The following is a 21163-nucleotide window of genomic DNA, read 5'->3' on the forward strand; positions in this document are numbered from 1 at the left end:
CTGTCTTGGTTAAAGAGGTCTGAAACAGACCCGGGTTCGAGGAAACTATGGCCGGCAAAAAGAAGCCCCTGGTCGTCATCACGCGCAAGCTGCCGGACCCCGTGGAAACGCGCATGCGCGAGCTTTTCGACGCGCGGCTGAACGTCGACGACCGGCCGATGAGCCAGCCCGAGCTGGTGGCGGCGATGAAGGAGGCGGATGTCCTCGTTCCCACCATCACCGACCGCATCGATGAAGCGTTGATCGCGCAGGCCGGCGACAATCTCAAGCTGATCGCCAATTTCGGAAACGGCGTCGACCGGATCGACGTCGCGGCTGCCGCCCGCCGCGGGATTTCGGTGACCAATACGCCGAACGTCCTGACCGAGGACACCGCCGACATGACGATGGCGCTGATCCTGACGGTGCCACGCCGGCTCACCGAGGGCGCCAACGTCCTGGACGGCTCGGGCAAATGGACGGGCTGGTCGCCGACGTGGATGCTCGGCCGGCGGATCTGGGGCAAGCGGCTCGGCATTGTCGGCATGGGCCGCATCGGCACGGCGGTGGCGCGTCGGGCGAAGGCCTTTGGCCTGTCCATCCACTACCACAACCGTCACAGGGTTCTGCCTGCCGTCGAGGATGCGCTGGAGGCGACCTACTGGGAGAGCCTCGATCAGATGCTTGCCCGCATGGACATCATCTCCGTCAACTGCCCCTCGACGCCGGCGACGTTCCATCTCCTGTCGGCCCGCCGCCTAGCGCTGATGCAGCCGTCGGCCTACCTGGTCAACACGGCGCGCGGCGATCTCATCGACGAGGATGCGCTGATCGGCATGCTGCAGGAAGGCAAGCTGGCGGGCGCCGGGCTCGACGTCTTCGAGCACGAGCCGGCGGTCAACCCCAAGCTGGTCAAGCTCGCCAAGCAGGGCAAGGTGGTCATCCTGCCGCATATGGGCTCGGCAACCATCGAGGGCCGAATCGACATGGGCGAGAAGGTGATCATCAACATCCGTGCCCATGTAGACGGCCACAGGCCGCCCGACAGGGTATTGCCGCTGAAAGCTTAACCGTCGAAGCCGACGGCGCCGTTGCTGTCGACGGCGACCCGTCGGCCGTCGAAGGCCGCAAAGCCCACCCGGTCGAGCCTCAGGGCAACGGGCGTAGACCAGCCCATCTCGCGTGCGACGATAAGGCCGAGCAGCAGGATCGCGTCCGGCTCGTGCAGCACGAGGGCCGCAGGCGCATGGCCGTTGTGAACCAGTTCGAGCAGTACCGCGGAAGCCGATGACGAACCGATCGTGCCGGGCAGGAAGAGCACCGTGCCGGCGATGGCTGCACCATGCTGAGGGTGACGAACATCGATGATGCGCCCCGATACCGGGTCGACGCCGCCCCAGAAGCTGATCGGCGCGGTGAGCACGAGGGCGGGGCCGGAACCGGCCGTTCCGGGCACCAGGATTCTTCCCCCAGCCACGCTCACGACTGCAGCTCCTTTAGCATGGGTCGTCCGGCCACGGCGCTTTCGACGCAGTCCGCAAGCGAGGCATAGAGAACCGAGTAGCCGGTATTGCCTGGCGCATAATGAGCGAATTTCCCCGAATTGGTCATCAGCACGCCTTCCCGGAGTTCGGGCAGGATCGGCGTGACGACAACGCATGTATCGGCGACCACCACGACGCCCAGTGCTTCCAGCGCCTGTCTGCGACCGTGCTTGTCGAGTTCCGCCAGCACGTGACGGCCGGTACAGGCATGGATAGGCACGCGCAGGCGCCGGCCGGCCACCAGCTTCTCCAGCGCGTCGAATTCGGCGAGCGAAAGGTGCGGGCTGCCGATGGCCACTGCGTCGATCTTCTCGCCCGGTCCGGCGGTCGAAAGGCGCATCTGCGCATCGGCTGCCATTTGACGGGTGACACGGATGACAGATGTCGGTTTGTTGCCGCCTAGCGCCGTCTCGGCGTCGGGAGCTTCCGGCGTGGCTCCGGCGATGTGGAAGAGCCCGACCGCTCCCGACGACGCGGCAGCCGCCCCGAAGGCCTTCAGAGCGTCCTCGCCCGGTGAAGCGGGGACTCCCGTGACGACGCCGATATCCGAGCCGACCAGGCGCCCATAAAGGCTGCCAAGCACGGGCCAGGCAATTTCGGAGGAAAGGAAGACTGGCTTCAGCGCCGAGACGTCGAAGATGACGCTGGCTCGGCGGTTTTCCGGCCGGTGCAGCCCGTAATCGGGCGCTCGCCCGGCGATCGCGCAGGCAATGTCCAGGAAATCACCGTAGCGGTTTGTGCGTGCTCCGAGCACGGAGTTGCAGAAGACGACGGCATTGGATTCGCCCCAGGCAACGTCGCTGCCGAGTGCCGGCCGGTGCCCGGCCTGGTAGGGCGCGCAAGTCCAGCTCTGCTCGCAGCCGAGCTTTCGGTAGGCCTCCATCATCCGACGCGCCATGCCGCGGGCGGGCTCAGCCAGCCGGACGCGCGAGCAGCCCATCAGATCGAGCGCGCCGACATTGAGCGTTGAACGCACGGCGACGCTGGCGCCGCCCTCGACCAGCCTTTCGGCGAAGATCGTGCCGGAATCGCCGTGATAGAGCGCGCCATCTATGTGTGCCGAGGCGACAGGGATGAGGCGCGGGGCGCCGAGAAGGCGCGCGCTTTCTGCGACGAGGCGCATCGCCATGGCGGTGCCGGCGCCCATCTCGCCCGTTGCCATCATCCGCTCCTGCGCGGTCAGTTCGAGGCTCAAGGCTGTTCCTTTCCGGGCATCTGCTCTCTTGCCGGGGTCATCGAAGGGCGATCGGAGGCGGGAGGTCTAAGATCACGACCGCTTGTAGCGGATCGTGTCGAAACGCGCCGCCAGCGCGTCGTAGAGCAGCAGTCGCCCGATCAGCGGCTCGCCGATGCCGACGATAAGCTTGATGACCTCGAGCGCCTGCAGCGTTCCGATTACGCCGGTCAGCGCGCCCAGAACGCCGGCTTCCGCACAGGACGGCACCAAACCCGCCGGCGGCGGCTCGGGAAAAAGGTCGCGGTAGGACGGGTTCGGCGTGCCATCGGCTCCGGTTTCGTAAGGCTTCAGCACGGTCACGCTGCCGTCGAAGCGTCCGACCGCAGCATGCACCAGGGGGCGCTCCTCCGCCGCGCAGGCATCGGCGACTGCGTAGCGGGTCTCGAAATTGTCGGAGCCATCGGCCACCATGTCATATGCCGCGACAAGCGAGCGGGCATTGCTGGCGTCGAGGCGCAGCGGATGGAGTTCCAGCCTAGTGTGCGGATTGATGCGCCTGAGCGCATTGCCGGCGCTGTCGAGCTTGGACAGGCCGACGGCCTCGGTGTCGTGGATGACCTGGCGTTGCAGGTTGGAAAGGGAGACGGTGTCGTCGTCGACGATGCCGAGCGTGCCGACGCCGGCCGCCGCGAGATATTGCAGCACGGGCGCGCCAAGGCCACCGGCGCCGATCACCAGCACGCGTGCGCGCTTTAACTTCTGCTGCCCGGCGCCGCCGACTTCCGGCAGCACGACGTGGCGCGCATAGCGTTCGAGTTCTTCAGGCGAAAAGGGGGCGCTCATGCCCGACTAATACCGCGTGCCGCGGGCAATGTCAGTCACCATCGGTGGCTGCTACACTGCCATGATCGACGGTCAGGAATTGCGCCCGTCCTTTGATGCTGGAAAACAGCGAGGCATCTGTGCCGGTCATGAATGCCTGACAACCAAGCTCCTCGAGGATCGTGAAGAGCGCTGCGCGCCGGCCGGCGTCGAGATGGGCGGCAATCTCGTCGAGCAGCAGGATCGGCACATTGCCGAAGACCTCACCGCAGAGCCTTGCATGCGCAAGGACGATACCGATGAGCAGCGCCTTCTGTTCGCCCGTCGAGCAGAGTTCGGCCGGCATGTCCTTGGGCCGGTGACGGACCAAGAGGTCGGAGCGGTGAGGGCCGTCCAGCGTGCGGCCGGCCGCACGGTCGCGTTCGCGGCCCGACGCCAGCGCCTGGCGGAATTCTTCCTCGACCTCCACCGCGGCTGCGGAACCGATCCGCGCCTCCAGTGTGCCGGAAAGCGCCAGATCGGAATGAGGGAAGGGACCATCGGGCAGCGCTGCGACCATCGTCGCCAGAAGCCGGACGGTCTCGACGCGGGCTGCAGCGATGGCTGTGCCCGACTCCGCCATCTGGGTCTCGATCGCCTCGAACCATGCACGATCCGTCGATCCATCAGTAAGTAAACGGTTACGATTTCGCATCGCTTTCTCGAAGGCCAGCGCCCGCTGGCCGTGGCCGGGCTCGGTGGCGAGCACCAGCCGGTCGAGGAAACGGCGTCGGTCGCCGGCAGGTCCCGTGAACAGCGCATCCATCGACGGCGTGATCCACATGACGCGGAGCCATTCGAGCAGCGCCTCCGCGGGCTTCGGCGTGGCGTTGATCCTGACGCGCCGCCCGGAATCCGTCGTCGCGTCTATGCCGGCCGTCCCGGTGCCGATTTCGCATTCGCCGCCGGGACCGTCCAGCACCGCGTGGATGGCGAAGCCGCCCGGCTGTCCCTCGCGCGCCATCTCGCCATAGCCGGCACGGCGCAGGCCCCGGCCCGGCGTCAGAAGGGATATCCCCTCGAGGAGATTGGTCTTGCCGGCGCCGTTGTCGCCGTTGAAAGCCACCATTCCCGGCCGGAAGTCGAGCGAAACGGCAGAGTAGTTGCGGAAATTTGTAAGCGTAAGCTTACGAATATAGGTGCCCACGGGCGGTGATGCCCGCGCGTCCGCGTTGTCCGGATTCATCCTGACGCCGGTCTTAGACCCGCATCGGCATGAGAACGTAGAGCGCGTGCTCGTCCGCGGTATCCTGGATGAGGGTCGGAGAGCCTGCGTCGGCCAGCATGAAGCGCGCTTCACTGCCGGAAAGCTGGGCCGCCACGTCGAGAAGGTATCGGGCGTTGAAGCCGATCTCGATCGGGTCCGAAGAATAGTCGGCGGCCAGTTCCTCTGTAGCGCTGCCCGAATCCGGGTTGGTCACGGCGAGGGTCAGTTGCCCGTCGGCGATCGACAGCTTCACCGCGCGGCCGCGCTCGGACGAGATCGTCGAGACACGGTCGACGGCGGCCGCAAAGGTCTGGCGGTCTATGGTCATCGCCTTGTCGTTGCCCGACGGAATGACGCGCTGATAGTCGGGAAAGGTGCCGTCGATCAGCTTCGAGGTCAGCACGACGCTGCCGATGGTGAAGCGGATCTTGGTGTCGGATACTTCGGTAGTGACCGCCACATCCGGGTCGTCGACCAGTTTCTGAAGCTCGCTGACGGTCTTGCGCGGAATGATGATGCCGGGCATGCCCTCGGAGCCGGCCGGGGCGTCCATTTCGGCGCGCGCCAGGCGATGGCCGTCGGTCGCGACCGAGCGCAGCTTCAGCTTGCCGCCGGATTCGATGGTGTGGAAGTAGATGCCGTTGAGATAGTAGCGCGTTTCCTCCGTCGAGATCGCGAACTGGGTCTTTTCGATCAGGCCCCTCAGCGCGGCCGAATCGATGCGGAAGATGTGCGAAAAGCTGCCGGCCGACAGTTCGGGGAAATCGGACTGGGGCAGGCACTGCAGCTTGAAGCTGGAGCGGCCCGAGATGACTGACATCGAGCCGCCGTCCTCGTCCGTGCGCAGCATGATCTCCGAGCCGTCAGGCAGCTTGCGCACGATATCGTAGAGCAGGTGCGCCGGAACCGTCGTCGCGCCGGCAGTCTCTACCTTGGCGGCTGTGGCTTCGGTGACTTCGAGGTCGAGATCGGTCGCCTTCAGCTCAAGGCTAGCGCCTGTCGCGTTGAGCAGCACGTTGGACAGGATCGGTATGGTGTTGCGCCGCTCGACCACGCGGTGAACGTGGTTCAGCGATTTCAGAAGGTTGGAGCGTTCCAGAATAACACGCATGACCGATCGAGCTCACTTGAATGAAGATTCGGAGGTCCGGACACGGACCTCCAGCCGGGGCGCACCAGGCGCCTGAATCGCAGCAAACTGACAGGAAAACCGGAGCAAACGCAAGCCTGTAGGCCCCGCTGCGGCGGGTTCGGGCGCCTTTCTGGGGATAAACGCCAAAGCGGCTGGCCCGCGGGGCGGGTCCAGCCGAATCGGCGTCGTTCAGGCCTGGTCGTTGATCAGGCGGCGGAGCAGTTCAAGCTCCTGCGCCAGCGTGTTGTCAGAGCCCGACAGGTCCTCGATCTTGCGCACGGCGTGCAGCACAGTCGTGTGATCGCGACCGCCGAACCTGCGTCCGATCTCGGGCAGCGAACGCGGCGTCATCACCTTGGCGAGATACATGGCGATCTGCCTCGGCTTCACGATGGTGCGGGTGCGCCTGTTGGACAGGAGCTCGGTCTTCGACACGTTGTAATGCCGCGCCACGACGCGCTGAATGTCCTCGATGCGCACGCGCTTGGGTTCGCCCGAGCGGTAGATGTGACCGAGGATCTCGTCGATACGCTCGATGGTGATCTGCGGCTCGAAGGTTTGCCGGAACAGCAGCTGGTTGAAGGCGCCTTCCAGTTCGCGGCCGCTGCCGGTGATGGTGCGGGCGACATGGGCGAGAATCTCTTCGGAGATGTCGAGATTTGCATCCTCTGCCTTGGCTGCCGCGTGACGCATCTGCAGCATGCCGAGCCGCATCGAATAGTCGGGCAGCGACATTTCGAGCGCAACGCCGCCATTGAGGCGTGAACGGACGCGCGGCTCGAGCGACTCGAGCTCTGCCGGCGGCCGGTCGGCCGCGACCACGACCTGCTTTGCGCTGTCGAGCAGCATGTTGATCAGGTGGCAGAACTCATGCTGGATCGACTTGCCCTGCAGGAACTGCATGTCGTCGATGATCAGCAGGTCGATGTCGCGCAGCTGCTCCTTGAGCGTCAATGCGTTGTTGTCCCGGATCGCCGTCGCGAAGCGCCACATGAAGTATTCGGCCGTCAGGTAGACGACACGGGATTTCGGGTTCTGCTTCAACGATTCCGCTGCAATTGCCTGTAGCAGGTGGGTTTTGCCAAGGCCGACGGTGGCATGCAGGAACAGCGGGTTGAAGCGCGACATGGACTCGGCGACGGCGCGCGCCGCAGCTAGGGCAACGCGGTTGGACGGTCCCTCGATGAAGGAGTCGAAAGTATAGCGCTGGTCGAGCGGCGAGCCGAGCACACCCTGGCGGAATTCGGGGCTGTTGTAGCCATTCCGGACGGGCGCCGGCGGCTCGGCGCGTCCGTTAGCGATGGTGCCGGAACCGAGCGCCGTCTGCTGCGTCGGCCGGGCCGGCTTGCGCACGAGCTCCTGGTCATCTTCCTGGGTCGGGCGGGCCAGACGAGTTGCGCTACGCACGACAATTTCGATCTTGAACAGGTCGGGGTCCTGCTGGCGCCAGAGTTCGGCGATGAGGTCGAGATAATGGCCGTTGATCCAGGACTTCAGGAACGCCGTCGGCACCGAAATGCGAACGAGGCCCTTGGAGGCTTCTGCAAGCTTCATCCTGCCGAACCAGCTGGAGTAGACTTCGGTACCGAGCCGCGCCTTCAGTTGTGTCCGCACGCGTTCGAAATTCTTCTCCGCGTCGCTCGAAGCCGCCATGTCGTTCCCCTCGGTCAAATTTACTGGAAAGAGAAGTCCGCCCTCGGCTCTCCCCTCAATACCGCCTTGCATCGTCAACATCCTCGTTCCTGCTTCCTGCGAGCCGCCGCCGGCCCTCCGGGAAAATTCCCGCGCCATCACTTCTTTTCGTTTCTCACGCCTGCAGGCAGCCAGACAAACCTTCGGCCATGCCGATAAACGCTCTTGAACGTTTTCGGCCGACTGATGGGCAAAGCGATCCTCGTTCCGGTGAACCACCAGAATTGATCCTTTACGCGTTGCTGCTAGACCCCACTCGCCTGCTACGTCGAAACAGACAGCACTGACCGATCGCGGAGTCGTATCCGCGTTGGCAAACTACGCCGAAATTGGCTGGCTTGACCGGGTTGGTGCCCGTCTTTCTCGATGGACAGACATTACAAAAAACGTCGTGGACAGGGCAAGTGCGGGGCTAACAGTTTTTTAATGAATCAGATTGGGTGACTGCCCGATTCAGCCGACCGTATTTGAACCAGAAGGGACAAAACCGTTTTGATTCAAAACCTTTCCCGCAGCCCGTCCGAAATGTCACTGCGGCGGAAATTTTTTCAAAAAATTCGCTTGACATTGGCTTGTCCCCCACTCGACGGAGCATGCGTGGGCAAGCTGTGGACAACCGGCTGTAACTATCTGAAAGAATGGAATAAATTGTGTTGCCGTTAACCTTCGGCAATGGCCCTGACGGCAGGGTGTACGGCGCTCCGGCGAGGCGTTGCCGGCAAACGATGGCGCGGGCAAGAGCAGGGGCGCAGAACGCATGTTCCACGGTGGGAACAAGCCGTTGTCTGGCAAACAAAAAACCCGGCGCAGAGCACCGGGTCATGTCACGCTATGACGTGGAGATTAGGCCGAAAGCGCCTTCAGGCGCTGGGCAAGGCGAGAGACCTTGCGGGAAGCCGTATTGGTGTGCAGGACACCCTTGTTGGCTGCGCGCATCAGTTCGGGCTGCGCTGCCTTGAAGGCGGCTTCGGCCGCGCCCTTGTCGCCTGCCGCCAGAGCCTCTTCGACCTGGCGCACATAGGTGCGAACACGCGACCGGCGGTTCTTGTTGATCGCCGTCTTGCGAGCGATCTTTCGCGTCGCTTTCTTGGCCGAAGATGTGTTGGCCATAGTGCCTCTCAATCTCTCTTGATGGGCGCTGGCTACGGGAGCAGCGCGCAAAAACAAACAGGCGGCCTCGAAGGCCACCTTGGTTGGGCCGGCTTATAGTTCAGCTTGACCGGCGCGTCAACGCGGATTCAGTCGCAAATGGTCTGGAATGGTCCCTTCCTAGCGGTTGCGGAAGTTGGCCGGCCGTTTCTCCGCAAATGCCGCCATTCCTTCTTTCTGATCCTCCAGCGCAAACATCGAGTGGAACAGCCGGCGTTCGAACCGCAATCCTTCCGAAAGCGTCGTCTCGTAGGACCGATTGACGGCCTCCTTTGCCATCATGACGGCAGGTAGTGAGAAGGCGGCGATCTTGTCGGCAGCCTTGAGGGCCTCGTCGATAAGGTCGCCCGCGGCAACGACGCGCGACACCAGCCCCGCGCGTTCGGCCTCGGCTGCATCCATCATGCGCCCGGTCAGCACCATGTCCATGGCCTTCGACTTACCGACGAAGCGCGTCAGACGCTGCGAGCCGCCCATCCCCGGCATGACGCCAAGCGTGATCTCGGGCTGGCCGAACTTCGCGCCGTCGGCAGCGATGATGAAGTCACACATCATCGCCAGTTCGCAGCCGCCGCCGAGCGCATAGCCGGCGACCGCCGCGATGACGGGCTTTCGCAGGCGAGCAAAATCCTCCCAGCCGACGAAGAAGTCTTCGAGATAAGCCTCGACATAGGTCTTGGCCTGCATCTCCTTGATGTCGGCACCTGCCGCAAAGGCCTTTTCGGAGCCTGTCAGCACGCTGGCGGCGATCTCCGGATCGGCTTCGATCTGCTTCAGGGCCGCCAGCAGCTCGGCAAGCACGGTTGAGTTCAGTGCGTTGAGAGCCTTGGGCCGGTTCAGCGTGATCAGCCCGACCTTGCCGCGGGTCTCGACGATGATCGTTTCATAGTTCATTCGGATGTTCCTTATCGCCGCCGCCGGTGGCTAATGCTGGCATACCGGACAATAGAATGTCGACCGGCCGCTTTGCACGATCCGGCTGATTGTTCCGTGACAGCCTGGCTTCCGGCAGGCTTCCCCTTCGCGGTCGTAGACGGAGAACTGGTGCTGGAAATAACCCAGCGACCCGTCTGCCTGGGCGTAGTCGCGCAGAGTCGAGCCCCCGGCCTCGATGGCATCGGCAATCACCGAGCGGATGGCCTCCGCGAGCCGCCGGGCGCGCTCCGTTGCCTTGCCCGAAGCAGTTGCGAGCGACCCGGCGCCGCGGCGCGGCGAGAGACCGGCCCGCCACAGCGCCTCGGCTACGTAGATATTTCCGAGGCCTGCGATCAGCGACTGGTCGAGCAGCGCTGCCTTGAGCGGGGTTTTCTTGCCGCGGAAGAGTGCGGCGAGAAGGTCGCCGTCGAGTGTGTTTCCGGTCGGCTCGACGCCGAGCCCGTCCAGCATCTTGTGCCCGCCCGCCTCATCGGCAAACAGCATGAAGCCGAAACGGCGGGGATCGTTGAAGATGACCTGCACGGCTTCCTGCCGCGAGTCGGTCAGATGGAAAACGACATGATCGTGTGCTGCGGCCCGCGAACGGGCATTATGAAACCCGCCCGGCGCATCCCCGGCATCGATGCGGAAGGACCCCGACATGCCGAGATGGCAAATCAGCATCGGTCCCCGGTCGAACTCCATCGTGAGGTACTTGGCCCGCCGGCCGAGCGACACGATTTGCCGCCCCTTGAGACGCGCGGCCAGGTCAAGTGGCAGCGGAAAACGCAGGTCCGGCCTGCGGGTCTCGACCGAGAGGATTCGTGCGCCTTCCATGGCCGGCTGCAGGCCCCGCCGGACGGTTTCGACTTCTGGCAGTTCAGGCATTGCCGGCGATGCGCGAAAGGAAGGACGTGCCGTGACGTCCGGCCGGAAGGCCAAGATGTTCGGCGACAGTTTCTCCGATGTCGGCGAAGGTTCGGCGCAGGCCGATGCCGCCGCCAGGCAGGCCTGGAGCCGCGCCGATTACGGGAACGCGCTCGCGCGTGTGGTCGGAACCGTGCCAGGATGGATCGCAGCCGTGATCGGCCGTCAGCATAAGCAGGTCGCCCGGTTGCAAGAGCGCCAGCGCCTCTGGCAGGCGGCGGTCGAAGGCCTCGAGCGCCGCTGCATAGCCGGCGATGTCGCGGCGATGTCCGAACAGCATGTCGAAGTCGACGAAGTTGGCAAACACAAGGTCGCCGTCGCCGGAATCTTGCATGGCCTGCAGCGAGGCGTCGAACAACGCCATGTTGCCGGCTGCCTTGCGCACTTCGGAAATCCCCTGATGGGCGAAGATGTCGCCGATCTTGCCGATCCCGAAGACCTTGCTGCCGCGCCCCGTCAGCCGGTCGAGCAGGGTGGGCTCGGGCGGCGGAACGGCATAGTCGCGCCGATTTGCGGTCCTTTCGAAGGTTTCCGGTGTCTCGCCGAGGAAGGGTCGCGCGATGACGCGGCCGATATTCAAGGGATCGACGAGTTCGCGCACCATCATGCAGAGCTGATACAGCCGCTCGAGGCCGAAATGCGTCTCGTGAGCGGCAATCTGGAAGACGGAATCGCTCGACGTGTAGCAGATCGGCTTGCCGCTCCTGATGTGCTCCTCGCCGAGCCGGGCAATAATGTCCGTGCCTGACGCATGGCAATCGCCCAGAATGCCGGGCAGCCCGGCCCTTTCGATCATCGATCTGGTCAGCGCCTCGGGGAAGGTCGGCACGGTGTGCGGGAAGTAGCCCCATTCGAAGGGCACCGGCACGGCGGCGATCTCCCAGTGCCCGGACGGCGTGTCCTTGCCGCTGGAGACCTCCTGTGCGGCGCCGTGGAAGGCTGCATCGCAAAGCCTCCCGGCTGCCGAAATCTGGAAACCGGATGCCGTGTCGGCTGCTTTTCCGAGCCCGAGCGACAGCATCTGCGGAAGCGCTATCGGCCCGCTGCGCAGGCCGGCGCGGTCGGCACGGCCCTCCGCGCAGGCCTCGACAATGTGCCCGAAGGTGTTTGCGCCTGCGTCGCCGAACTTGGCAGCGTCATCGGCTCCGCCGACACCGAAAGAATCCAGTACAAATAGAAATGCACGCCGCATTGGGGAATCTCTGACAGTCAATCGCCGAAACGGCGAGCCAGACATAGGGTTTGCCGACGGCGATGGCAAATCGGGAAGTGCAGGCCCCGCTGCCCTGCTGCGTGTCACGCAACGGGGCGTTGTACCATTCGACGACAAACAGCCCGGACCTTGTGGGGCCGGGCTGCTGGCTAAACGAGAGAGTCGGTCAGAAGCGTCGCGGAGAGTTCGCTCCCCGGCCGGTCAGCAGTCCGGGCAGGGGATCGTGGTACTCATGCGCGGCCGCAGAAAGTATGTCTCCTTCATGGAGATGCTGTCGAACGCCGCAGTGAGGCCGAGTGCGGGCTTGTCGGCCGCAGCCCATGTAATCACCGGTGTGTAGTTGAGCGAGGCCACGGCGCGTACCAGGAAGCTTCCCTTGATCTTCAGCGCCGCCGGAATGGTGGCGGCTGTGCCTGGCACTTCAGCCTGGCTGAAGACACCATTGACCAGTTTACGGGACCAGACCACCTGGACCTTCGGCGTCATTTCGTCGGTGACCTCGATCGCGGTGATCGTGATCGAGGGCGTGCTGCGGTTGTAGGGCTGGAGGGTGGCCTCGCCGATCCGCATGATCGCTTCGAGTTCGGACTTGTGGATCTCTTGCTGCTGGGTGACCAGGTCGGCCACCATGTCGCCAACGCGGCTGACCTTCTTGTTGACCTCGATCGCCTGCGACACTTCCATCGTGACGAAATACATCGCCATCAGAAGCGGCACGATCAGCGCGAACTCCAGTGCCGCCACCCCGCGCTTGTCGGAAAGCAGCCCGGCCAGCAGCGACGAACAGCGCATGCCCGCCCTCTTTGCCTTAGCCCGCAGTCCCATTTTCCTCTCCTTCCCCATTGTTCTTTCGCCCAACATTGACTGGTGTCAGTCGTCGAACGGTTCGTTCTGCCAGGTGACGGTCGCGAAATGCAGCGTCTTGCCGTCCTTCAGGTTCGACATGAGTTTGCTCATGAAGTCGGTGATGACTGGCCATTTGTAGAAGACGCGAAGCATGTTCTTGGACATCGAAAGACCCGGCGTTACCGCGAAGTCCGACGTGTTCAGGTCCTTGTCGGCAGTGATCCGGATGCGAACCGCCGCCGCCGCCGCGAAGGTCGGGAATTCGCGCAGGTCGACCTCGAGGCCGGGGCAGTCCTTTGCCACCATGATCTCGAGCTCGTCGCAGATCATCTTCTTGAGAGTGGCTTGCGTCAGGTCAGCGGGCTTCAGCTGGCCGGTGCGTATCTGCCTGGCAATGTCGTCGGTGATGTTGGACATCACCTGTTGGCCGGCGAAGGAAATGCAGCTCTCCAGAATCGCGAAAACCAGCGCTGCGAAGGGCAGTGCGAGGAGCGAGAACTCGACCACGGTGCTTCCGCTGCGATTGCGGAGAAATAGGCCTGCCAGCCCGGGACGCCGGGACGAAGCTTGCATATGATTTGGTTTGGTCATGTCGGTTTCCTGCCGCTCTTGGTGCGGTTATCTCGGAAACCTTAGAGGAAACCGGTTGAAGTCCGGTTTGGATGACAGTCGCAATTTTCGCGTTGGTTTTGATGAACCGTTAACGAAGTCGGCGACTTTGCCTGGGACCGGCGCCGGCGGCTATTGGCCGGCGCTCATCTCTGCTTCGGAGGTGCGTTCGGCCTCCGTCTTGTAGGAGCTTTCGCAATAGGGCGTGCAAGAGAGCGTCTGGACTTCCGAGCGCCTGTAGATGCGCACCGAGGATGCGGTGGACCGCGTCACGGTGATTTGCTCGTCGATGATGGGCGTCCCCTGGTCATCGAGAACGACAACGTTGGTCACCCCAAAGCCCTTGCCGGTCAGGATCACTGTCGAGGCGTCCTGCACCGACGCGTCGGCGATCTCGGGATTGCCGACGATGATGGTGTCGGCGTCGCGCGCCAGCTTGACGATCTTGGCCTGGTTCATTGTCACTTCGATACCGGCGGCTAGCGCAGGCACTGCCGAAATCGACGCGGCAAGAAGCGCGCCGAGGCCAATGTGCAGGGAAATTTTCGCCATTTTGGCTCTCCAGACGGGGACATGTTCAACAGAAGATGAAGGATATTGGTGAACCAACAGTTAAGCCCGCGGGTCTCATCACGGCTTCAACTGCGTCTTTCCCGCTCGCTTATTATAAGGTGCATCGCGCATGTGCTCCTCCGGCATAGCCTGGAAGCCGTCAGTGTGCGGCAGGCTGCGGGTTAGGTGGAGGTTAACCACCCTGGACCTTCGCCAGTTGAAAGGATTCGGTAAGGCTGTTTCTTAAGTCGATCGAAAGAGCTTCTCCCTAGATTGCCGGTATCCGATCAACCAGTCACAGAAGTTGACGGAAGTGCTGTAACACGGAGTAGGAGTTCTCAAATGACGAACATTTTCGCACGTTTCATCAAGGACGAATCCGGCGCGACCGCCATCGAGTATGGTCTTATCGCCGCTCTTATCGCTCTGGCCATCATGGTTGGCGCCGGCGCCGTCGGCAACTCGCTCGACGCCAAGTTCAGCAGCATCGCTACCAAGCTGAACTCGACCAACTAAGACACGGCCGGGTTCGTCCCGGCAGCGTAAAAGGGCCGCCCTCTCGGGGCGGCCTTTTTTTTGCTCCGTCGCAAGTCGACAAAAGTCCTTCACGCGCAATTAACGCCGTAGCGGCTAGATTTCGACCCAAGGTCTGCAACGTGGAAACCTTGTCATGCTCGAAGCTCTGATTTTCGTCGTCTTTCCATTTTGCATGGTATTTGCGGCCGTGTCCGACACGCTGTCGATGACCATCGCAAACCGCGTGCCATTGCTGCTGCTCGGTGTGTTCGCGGTCGTTGCGCCGCTCACCGGCATGGACTGGGCCACCTATGGCTGGCATTTCGCGGCCGGTGCCCTTGTGCTCGTGGTGACATTCGGCATGTTCGCCGCAGGCGGCATGGGTGGCGGCGACGCCAAGCTCGTGAGTGCTTCGGCAGTCTGGATGGGCTTCAACATCCACCTTCTCGAATATCTGGTAATCTCGGCCTTCGCTGGCGGCGTGCTGACGATTGCCATCCTCAGTTACCGGGGATCCGTGCTGGCGACCTATACCAGCCGCAACATGTTCCTTCGAAACCTGGCAGACGGAGAGGGCGGAGTGCCTTACGGCATCGCGCTGGGGATCGGTGGTCTGGTTGCGTATCCCTCTTCGCCTTTGATGATCTGGGCTCTGGCGCAGCTCGCCGCACAATAGAACTACGGCGATCTGCCGCGCTGCCTTCCATTAACTCTCAATCGACTGGCCGCAACGGAATATTAATCACGATAATAAGCATTGCGTTAACCCTAATTTGACGATTGGGGCTGCATGTTCCGGGCTGGCTAGGTGGTTTGCCACGTACGAGGTTAGGACAAATGGCAGCATCCCGACTTATAATTTTGGGCGTAGCAGTCGCTGCGGCAGGCGGCGCAGGTTACGTTGCCAAGAACATGATGGCGGCTCCGCCGCCGCAGGTCATCGTCGAGCAGGGCCCCCAGGGGCCGGCCATCGACCTGACGGATGTGCTGGTGCTGGGCGGCGATGTGCCGATGGGCGCCACGGTGGGCGACCAGCTCGAGTGGCAATCTTGGCCTTCCGACGGCATCAACGCCAACTTTATCACCCGCGACAGTGATCCCGAGGCGCTTGCCAAGTACAAGGGCTCGGTCGCCCGGGTGGCAATGTATGCCGGTGAGCCGTTGCGCAGGTCCAAGCTGATCGGCGAAGGCCAGAGCTTCATGTCGTCGATCCTGCCCTCGGGCAGTCGCGCAGTCGCCACGCAGATCGCCGCCGACACTTCGGCCGGCGGCTTCATTCTCCCCAACGACTATGTCGACGTGATCATGACGCGGCGTTCCGACACCGCCACGACCACCGGTGGGTTCGTCACCGAAACCATCCTCAAGAACATCCGGGTACTGGCGATCGACCAGGCCATCCAGGAGGACGAGGAGGGCCGGCGCGTCAAGGTTGGCGATACCGCGACATTGGAACTGACACCGCAGCAGGCGGAGATCATCACCGTCGCACAGCAAATGGCAGACAGGCTCACTCTGGCCTTGCGGCCCCTGGTGGATACCCAGGAAGTCGTGACCGACGAGGCCGATTATCTCGTCTCCGGCAACGGCAGGCGCGGCACTGTCCGCCTGATCAAGCAGGGCGAAGTTTCCGAAGTGGGGGCAAGGAAATGAATTCAACGGTGATTATGCCGGCCTCCAGGGGCGCAAAGGTTACAGCCGTGATGGCTGCGGCAATTGGGCTGCTTCTAGTCAGCACGAGCCTTCAGAGCGTTACAGATGCCCGTGCGGCGGGTCAGGCCCGTGTCGGTGAGACGACGGCGTCGCAGCGCATCAAGCTTGGCCTCAACAAGTCTGTCGTCATTGACCTGCCGGCCGATGCCTACGACATCCTGGTCGCCAACCCGGCAGTCGCCGACGCGGTGACCCGTACGGCGCGCCGCATATACCTGTTCGGCAAGAGCGTCGGCGAAACCAACATCTTCGTCTTCGGCCCGAACGGTGAGCAGATCGTCAGCCTCGACCTCGCGGTAGAGCGCGATACGGCCGGCGTCGAGGAAAACATCAAGCGCTTCATCCCGACTTCCAACGTCAAGGTCGAGCTGATCAACGACAACGTCGTCCTGACAGGCACGGTGGACACGCCGCTCGACGCTAGCCGGGCCGCGCAGATCGCCAACATGCTGGTCCGCGGCGGTGAAGCCACGACAGGCCAGTATTCGCAGACTGCAGCCGCCTCGAGCGATGGCGGCGGCGTCGACATCGACAACCCCGACGCAACGCGTCAGGTCAGCGGCATCGTCAATCTGATCCAGATCATCGGTGAAGACCAGGTGATGCTGAAAGTGACGGTTGCCGAAGTCAGCCGCAACGTCATGAAGCAGCTCGGCGTCAATATGATTGGCGACGGCTCGTCCAACGGTATCAGCTGGGGAGCGGTCTCAGAGAGCTTGCCGGGTCTCGGCAAGCCGCTCGGCGGAACCCAGGCCTCCATCGGAACGGCGGCCATCGACGCATACCTCAACGCAATGGAACAGGCCGGCGTCATGAAGACGCTCGCCGAGCCGACCTTGACGGCGGTTTCGGGCCAGCAGGCGACCTTCCGGGTCGGCGGCGAGTTCAACCTTGTTACGAACCAGGAGTCCGGCGATGACGGGTCGGTCACCTACGAGGTGGAGAAGATCGAGTACGGCATCGGCCTGGAGTTCAAACCGGTCGTCCTGTCGCCCGGCCGCATCAGCCTGAAGATCCGCACCTCCGTTTCGGAGCCGACCGACGAGGCCTCGGTCGCCCTGTCAGGCGGCGGCCAGCGCGGCGCGACCTACCGGCGCCCCGGCATGACGGCCCTGTCCATTCGCAAGCGACTTGCCGACACGACTGTCGAGCTTCCCTCCGGCGGCTCCATGATGATCGCCGGCCTGGTGCGCGACGACGTCAAGCAGGCCGTCAACGGTACCCCTGGCCTGTCTAAGCTTCCGGTGCTCGGAACGCTGTTCCGCAGCCGCGATTTCATCCGCAACGAGACCGAGCTGGTGATCATCGTGACGCCCTACATCGCAAGGCCGGTGGCGCGCAATCAGCTCGCCGCGCCGACCGATAACTTCAACCCCGCCAGCGACGGTGCCGCGATGTTCCTCGGCCGCGTGAACCGGGTCTACGGAACCATGCAGACCAACCTGCCCAACGGCCGCTATCACGGCGTTGTCGGCTACATCTACAAGTAATCGGGGATCTCAGGCCATGTCTGATGCAGCGTTCAAATTGAGGTCAGTCGCCGCACCGGCTCGCGCCGGGCGGATCTTCCGGCCTGCCATGCCGATCCTGGCTATCGCCACGGTTGCCTTGCTCGCCGGCTGCGCCATGCAGAAGCGGGATTCGATCACCGTCGGAGCCGTGCCTGACGATTATCGGACCAACCATCCGATCGTTATCGCCGAGCAGCAGCAGACGCTTGATTTGCCGGTGGCGGCGTCGCAGCGCGGCGCATCGCGGCAGCAGAAGGACTCGCTCGAGGGATTCCTGGTCGGCTACGACCGGACGGCGGCGCCGGTGCTCAATATCATTTCGCCGATGGGTTCGCCGAACGCCGTGGCGGCTGCCGATGTCGCGCATGATTTCGCCAGCGTCGCCGGAGCGAGCGGCGTGCCGACGAGCCGGATCATGTACGCTTCGTATCAGGCGGGACCGGAAGAAGTGTCAGCGCCCGTACGGGTTTCCTTTGCATCGATGCGCTCGCAGACCAACAAATGCGGACGTTGGCCGAAGGACATCCTCGAGACCAGCGATAACAAGCACTACGCGAATTTCGGCTGCCCGACCCAGAACAACCTCGCGGCGCAGGTCGCCAATCCCGAGGATCTTCTCGGACCGCGTAAGCAGACGCCAATCGACGCCGACAATCGCGATGCTGTGATCGGCGACTACCGCGATGCGCCGGCAGGTTTCGAGCCGAGTATCGGCTACTGACACGGGCTAAATTTGGGGTAAGGCAACATGACCAATCTGGCATATGACAGTCCAGTTGACGGCGAACCGGCAGAACAGGAAGTCGCAGCCATGCAGGCGCTGCGGCCTGTCCCGCGCATCTCCGTCCAGGCCTTCTGCGAAACGGACGGAGTCGCCCAGCCGATCGAACGGGCCGGCGAGGACCGCCGCATGTCGAAGGCTCACCTGAAGGTTCACATGGGTGGCGTCGCGACTGCGATCGAGTTCTACCAGTCCGCGCCGACGCCAAACCTTATCGTCCTCGAATCGCGCAGCGAGCCGCGCCAGCTGCTTGAGCAGCTTGGCCAGCTCGCCGAGTATTGCGACCCGAGCACCAAGGTCGTGGTCATTGGTCATTACAACGATGTCGGTCTCTACCGCGAACTGATCCGCTCGGGCATTTCCGAATATGTCGTCGCACCCATCTCGATGGCCGACGTGGTCAGCGTCATCTCGACCATCTTCGTCGATCCGGATGCAGATCCGATCGGGCGTTCCATCGCCTTCGTCGGCGCCAAGGGCGGCGTCGGCTCCTCGACGATCGCGCACAATGTTGCCTGGGCGATGTCGACGCTCTTCAACTCAGAGGTGGTAGTCGCCGACCTCGATCTCGCCTTCGGCACGGCCAACATCAACTTCGACCAGGACCCTGCCCAGGGTATCGCCGAAGCGGTATTCTCCCCCGAGCGGATCGACGAGGTCTATCTCGACCGGCTACTGGCGCAGTGCTCCGAGCACCTTTCGCTCCTGTCCGCACCCTCGACGCTGGAGCGCGTCTATGACTTTGACGCCGACGCCTTTACGCAGATCATCGATACGGCGCAGCGCAGCGCGCCGCTGCTGGTTCTCGATGTGCCGCACATCTGGACCGGTTGGACCAAGGCGACGCTGATGAAGGCCGACGAGATCGTCATTACAGCAACGCCGGAGCTGGCAAATCTGCGCAACACGAAGAACCTGGTCGACATGCTGAAGCGGCTGCGCCCCAACGACGCGCCGCCCAAGCTGATCATCAACCAGACGGGCGTGCCGAAGCGGCCCGAGATCGCCTCGAGTGATTTCTCCGAGCCGCTCGGTATCACACCGATGGCGATGATCCCCTTCGATCCCGCGCTGTTCGGCAACGCCACCAACAACGGACGCATGCTCGGCGAGATGGATGCCGCCCACTCGGTGGTTCACACCATCAACGAGATGGCCCACATCCTGACCGGCCGCAGCGAGATCAAGGCGAAGAAGAAGGCCGGCTTGGGCGATATTCTCGGCAAGCTGAAGTTGAAAAAGAACTGATTGTCCGACAGCTGAATTGGTAAGCGATCATGTTTGGTAAGAGAGGCAAAGACGACGGTTCGCGGGCGACGCCCGAATTCCGTCCAGCCGCCACACCCGAGGTCAGCGAGAAGCCAGCAACGCCTGCGCCGGCCCACGCTGGCGCGGCCGACGTCGACACAGTCACTGCTCCGCCAAGGACGGCAGCCGCCACGCCACCGCCTCCGCCGGCCGCGCCGGCGCGAAAGGTGGTCGAGGCGCCGCCTATCGCTACCGAGCCGCGCAAGCTGCAGCGCGAGCGTAGCGACAGCTACTACGACACCAAGAGCCAGGTATTCTCGGCGCTGATCGACACGATCGATCTTTCGCAGCTCGCCAAGCTGGATCCCGACAGCGCGCGCGAGGAAATCCGCGACATCGTCAACGATATCATCGCGATCAAGAACTTCGCGATGACGATCTCCGAGCAGGAAGAACTGCTCGAGGACATCTGCAACGACGTCCTGGGTTACGGGCCGCTCGAGCCGCTTCTGGCGCGCGACGACATCGCCGACATCATGGTGAACGGCTCCAAGAACGTCTACATCGAGGTCAACGGCAAGGTCGAACAGACCGGCATCCGTTTCCGCGACAATCAGCAATTGCTGAACATCTGTCAGCGCATCGTCAGTCAGGTCGGCCGTCGCGTCGACGAATCCAGCCCGATCTGCGACGCGCGCCTGCCCGACGGCTCGCGCGTCAACGTCATCGCGCCTCCACTGTCGATCGACGGCGCCACGCTCACCATTCGTAAGTTCAAGAAGGACAAGCTGACACTCGACCAGCTGGTCAAGTTCGGAGCGATATCGCCGCAGGGCGCCGAAGTCTTGAAGATTATCGGCCGCGTCCGCTGCAACATTGTCATCTCCGGCGGTACCGGCTCGGGCAAGACAACGCTTCTGAACTGCTTGACCAACTACATCGACCGCGAAGAGCGCGTCATCACCTGCGAAGACTCGGCAGAGTTGCAGCTGCAGCAGCCGCATGTCGTGCGCCTCGAAACCCGCCCGGCCAACCTGGAGGGCGAGGGTGAGGTCACGATGCGTGACCTGGTCAAGAACTGCCTGCGCATGCGTCCGGAGCGGATCATCGTCGGCGAGGTGCGCGGACCGGAAGTGTTCGATCTTCTGCAGGCCATGAACACGGGCCATGACGGTTCGATGGGCACGATCCACTCGAACAGCCCGCGCGAGTGCCTGAACCGTATTGAATCAATGATCGCGATGGGCGGCTACTCTCTGCCCCAGAAGACGGTTCGCGAGATCGTCGTCGGATCGGTCGACATCATCATCCAGGCTGCCCGTCTGCGTGACGGTTCGCGCCGCATCACCCACATCACAGAGGTGATCGGCATGGAAGGCGACGTCATCATCACGCAAGACCTCGTCCTCTATAATATCAAGGGCGAGGATGCGAGCGGCAAACTGGTCGGCGAGCATGTCTCGACGGGCATTGGCCGTCCGCATTTCTGGGACCGCGCACGCTACTACGGCGAGGAACAGCGGCTTGCCGCGGCCCTCGAGGCGATGGAGCAGCGGTCGGATTGAATGGGCGAACCAGGAAGGCGCTAGCT

At 63.2% G+C, this 21163-nt stretch carries 21 protein-coding genes; 8 read left to right on the plus strand and 13 right to left on the minus strand.

Annotated features, from left to right (window positions below; genetic code table 11):
• Positions 1-47: 47 nt before the first annotated feature.
• Entirely contained in the window at positions 48-1049 is a 1002-nt protein-coding gene (locus ACT2BZ_RS10850) for a 2-hydroxyacid dehydrogenase (protein ID WP_457940985.1), read from the plus strand.
• Here the strand turns inward: ACT2BZ_RS10850 and ACT2BZ_RS10855 are convergent.
• From ACT2BZ_RS10855 to ACT2BZ_RS10915, 13 genes are all read right to left on the minus strand, one after another.
• A complete protein-coding gene (locus ACT2BZ_RS10855) occupies positions 1046-1462 on the minus strand; it encodes an aconitase X swivel domain-containing protein (protein ID WP_457940986.1) in 417 nt (138 codons plus the stop codon). The two genes, ACT2BZ_RS10850 and ACT2BZ_RS10855, sit on opposite strands and share 4 nt — an antisense overlap.
• On the minus strand, positions 1459-2718 hold the full coding sequence (locus ACT2BZ_RS10860) for an aconitase X (protein ID WP_457940987.1): 1260 nt from the start codon (positions 2716-2718) through the stop codon (positions 1459-1461). The genes ACT2BZ_RS10855 and ACT2BZ_RS10860 overlap by 4 nt, the downstream gene beginning before the upstream one ends.
• A gap of 72 nt (positions 2719-2790) precedes the next feature.
• Complete coding sequence (locus tag ACT2BZ_RS10865) at positions 2791-3543, minus strand: molybdopterin-synthase adenylyltransferase MoeB (protein WP_457940988.1); 753 nt, start codon at positions 3541-3543, stop codon at positions 2791-2793.
• A gap of 31 nt (positions 3544-3574) precedes the next feature.
• Positions 3575-4747 carry a DNA replication/repair protein RecF gene (gene recF / locus ACT2BZ_RS10870; RefSeq protein ID WP_457940989.1) on the minus strand — a complete coding sequence of 391 codons (1173 nt, stop codon included), beginning with the start codon at positions 4745-4747 and terminating at the stop codon, positions 3575-3577.
• A 13-nt stretch (positions 4748-4760) separates the two neighbouring features.
• Complete coding sequence (gene dnaN, locus ACT2BZ_RS10875; RefSeq protein WP_457940990.1) at positions 4761-5879, minus strand: DNA polymerase III subunit beta; 1119 nt, start codon at positions 5877-5879, stop codon at positions 4761-4763.
• 210 nt (positions 5880-6089) lie between these two features.
• Complete coding sequence (dnaA, locus tag ACT2BZ_RS10880; RefSeq protein WP_457940991.1) at positions 6090-7625, minus strand: chromosomal replication initiator protein DnaA; 1536 nt, start codon at positions 7623-7625, stop codon at positions 6090-6092.
• Positions 7626-8435: 810 nt separating this feature from the next.
• A complete protein-coding gene (rpsT, locus tag ACT2BZ_RS10885) occupies positions 8436-8702 on the minus strand; it encodes a 30S ribosomal protein S20 (protein WP_457940992.1) in 267 nt (88 codons plus the stop codon).
• Positions 8703-8861: 159 nt separating this feature from the next.
• Positions 8862-9635: an enoyl-CoA hydratase gene (locus tag ACT2BZ_RS10890; RefSeq protein ID WP_457940993.1), complete on the minus strand. Its 774-nt coding sequence runs from the start codon at positions 9633-9635 to the stop codon at positions 8862-8864.
• A 30-nt stretch (positions 9636-9665) separates the two neighbouring features.
• Positions 9666-10544 (minus strand): bifunctional DNA-formamidopyrimidine glycosylase/DNA-(apurinic or apyrimidinic site) lyase, encoded by an 879-nt coding sequence (gene mutM / locus ACT2BZ_RS10895; protein ID WP_457940994.1) that lies wholly within the window; start codon positions 10542-10544, stop codon positions 9666-9668.
• Complete coding sequence (locus tag ACT2BZ_RS10900) at positions 10537-11775, minus strand: phosphopentomutase (RefSeq protein ID WP_457940995.1); 1239 nt, start codon at positions 11773-11775, stop codon at positions 10537-10539. The genes mutM and ACT2BZ_RS10900 overlap by 8 nt, the downstream gene beginning before the upstream one ends.
• A gap of 222 nt (positions 11776-11997) precedes the next feature.
• Complete coding sequence (locus ACT2BZ_RS10905; RefSeq protein WP_457940996.1) at positions 11998-12621, minus strand: TadE/TadG family type IV pilus assembly protein; 624 nt, start codon at positions 12619-12621, stop codon at positions 11998-12000.
• Between the two features lie 45 nt (positions 12622-12666).
• Positions 12667-13149 carry a TadE/TadG family type IV pilus assembly protein gene (locus ACT2BZ_RS10910; RefSeq protein ID WP_457940997.1) on the minus strand — a complete coding sequence of 161 codons (483 nt, stop codon included), beginning with the start codon at positions 13147-13149 and terminating at the stop codon, positions 12667-12669.
• A gap of 234 nt (positions 13150-13383) precedes the next feature.
• Complete coding sequence (locus ACT2BZ_RS10915) at positions 13384-13803, minus strand: pilus assembly protein N-terminal domain-containing protein (protein ID WP_457940998.1); 420 nt, start codon at positions 13801-13803, stop codon at positions 13384-13386.
• Positions 13804-14145: 342 nt separating this feature from the next.
• On the opposite strand from ACT2BZ_RS10915, the gene ACT2BZ_RS10920 reads away from it, so the two are divergent.
• From ACT2BZ_RS10920 to ACT2BZ_RS10950, 7 genes are all read left to right on the plus strand, one after another.
• On the plus strand, positions 14146-14319 hold the full coding sequence (locus ACT2BZ_RS10920) for a Flp family type IVb pilin (protein ID WP_457940999.1): 174 nt from the start codon (positions 14146-14148) through the stop codon (positions 14317-14319).
• A 154-nt stretch (positions 14320-14473) separates the two neighbouring features.
• Positions 14474-14995, plus strand: a complete 522-nt coding sequence (locus tag ACT2BZ_RS10925; RefSeq protein ID WP_457941000.1) for an A24 family peptidase — start codon at positions 14474-14476, stop codon at positions 14993-14995.
• Positions 14996-15156: 161 nt separating this feature from the next.
• Positions 15157-15972: a Flp pilus assembly protein CpaB gene (gene cpaB / locus ACT2BZ_RS10930; protein ID WP_457941001.1), complete on the plus strand. Its 816-nt coding sequence runs from the start codon at positions 15157-15159 to the stop codon at positions 15970-15972.
• Positions 15973-16022: 50 nt separating this feature from the next.
• The gene (locus tag ACT2BZ_RS10935; RefSeq protein ID WP_457941002.1) at positions 16023-17522 is read left to right on the plus strand and encodes a type II and III secretion system protein family protein; all 1500 of its coding nucleotides are present in this window, start codon (positions 16023-16025) and stop codon (positions 17520-17522) included.
• 16 nt (positions 17523-17538) lie between these two features.
• Positions 17539-18264, plus strand: a complete 726-nt coding sequence (locus tag ACT2BZ_RS10940; RefSeq protein WP_457941003.1) for a CpaD family pilus assembly protein — start codon at positions 17539-17541, stop codon at positions 18262-18264.
• A 27-nt stretch (positions 18265-18291) separates the two neighbouring features.
• Positions 18292-19572 carry an AAA family ATPase gene (locus ACT2BZ_RS10945; RefSeq protein WP_457941004.1) on the plus strand — a complete coding sequence of 427 codons (1281 nt, stop codon included), beginning with the start codon at positions 18292-18294 and terminating at the stop codon, positions 19570-19572.
• Between the two features lie 29 nt (positions 19573-19601).
• Positions 19602-21137 (plus strand): CpaF family protein, encoded by a 1536-nt coding sequence (locus ACT2BZ_RS10950; RefSeq protein ID WP_457941005.1) that lies wholly within the window; start codon positions 19602-19604, stop codon positions 21135-21137.
• Positions 21138-21163: the final 26 nt, after the last annotated feature.

The organism is Mesorhizobium sp. 10J20-29 (assembly GCF_054130485.1).

Excerpts from the sequence above, each read along its gene's own strand:
- ACT2BZ_RS10850 (WP_457940985.1), top strand. The coding sequence starts at position 48 with ATGGCCGGCAAAAAGAAGCCCCTGGTCGTCATCACGCGCAAGCTGCCG.
- ACT2BZ_RS10865 (WP_457940988.1), bottom strand. The coding sequence starts at position 3,543 with ATGAGCGCCCCCTTTTCGCCTGAAGAACTCGAACGCTATGCGCGCCAC.
- recF (WP_457940989.1), bottom strand. The coding sequence starts at position 4,747 with ATGAATCCGGACAACGCGGACGCGCGGGCATCACCGCCCGTGGGCACC.
- dnaN (WP_457940990.1), bottom strand. The coding sequence starts at position 5,879 with ATGCGTGTTATTCTGGAACGCTCCAACCTTCTGAAATCGCTGAACCAC.
- dnaA (WP_457940991.1), bottom strand. The coding sequence starts at position 7,625 with ATGCAAGGCGGTATTGAGGGGAGAGCCGAGGGCGGACTTCTCTTTCCA.
- rpsT (WP_457940992.1), bottom strand. The coding sequence starts at position 8,702 with ATGGCCAACACATCTTCGGCCAAGAAAGCGACGCGAAAGATCGCTCGC.
- ACT2BZ_RS10890 (WP_457940993.1), bottom strand. The coding sequence starts at position 9,635 with ATGAACTATGAAACGATCATCGTCGAGACCCGCGGCAAGGTCGGGCTG.
- mutM (WP_457940994.1), bottom strand. The coding sequence starts at position 10,544 with ATGCCTGAACTGCCAGAAGTCGAAACCGTCCGGCGGGGCCTGCAGCCG.
- ACT2BZ_RS10900 (WP_457940995.1), bottom strand. The coding sequence starts at position 11,775 with ATGCGGCGTGCATTTCTATTTGTACTGGATTCTTTCGGTGTCGGCGGA.
- ACT2BZ_RS10905 (WP_457940996.1), bottom strand. The coding sequence starts at position 12,621 with ATGGGACTGCGGGCTAAGGCAAAGAGGGCGGGCATGCGCTGTTCGTCG.
- ACT2BZ_RS10915 (WP_457940998.1), bottom strand. The coding sequence starts at position 13,803 with ATGGCGAAAATTTCCCTGCACATTGGCCTCGGCGCGCTTCTTGCCGCG.
- ACT2BZ_RS10920 (WP_457940999.1), top strand. The coding sequence starts at position 14,146 with ATGACGAACATTTTCGCACGTTTCATCAAGGACGAATCCGGCGCGACC.
- ACT2BZ_RS10925 (WP_457941000.1), top strand. The coding sequence starts at position 14,474 with ATGCTCGAAGCTCTGATTTTCGTCGTCTTTCCATTTTGCATGGTATTT.
- cpaB (WP_457941001.1), top strand. The coding sequence starts at position 15,157 with ATGGCAGCATCCCGACTTATAATTTTGGGCGTAGCAGTCGCTGCGGCA.
- ACT2BZ_RS10935 (WP_457941002.1), top strand. The coding sequence starts at position 16,023 with ATGGCTGCGGCAATTGGGCTGCTTCTAGTCAGCACGAGCCTTCAGAGC.
- ACT2BZ_RS10940 (WP_457941003.1), top strand. The coding sequence starts at position 17,539 with ATGTCTGATGCAGCGTTCAAATTGAGGTCAGTCGCCGCACCGGCTCGC.
- ACT2BZ_RS10945 (WP_457941004.1), top strand. The coding sequence starts at position 18,292 with ATGACCAATCTGGCATATGACAGTCCAGTTGACGGCGAACCGGCAGAA.
- ACT2BZ_RS10950 (WP_457941005.1), top strand. The coding sequence starts at position 19,602 with ATGTTTGGTAAGAGAGGCAAAGACGACGGTTCGCGGGCGACGCCCGAA.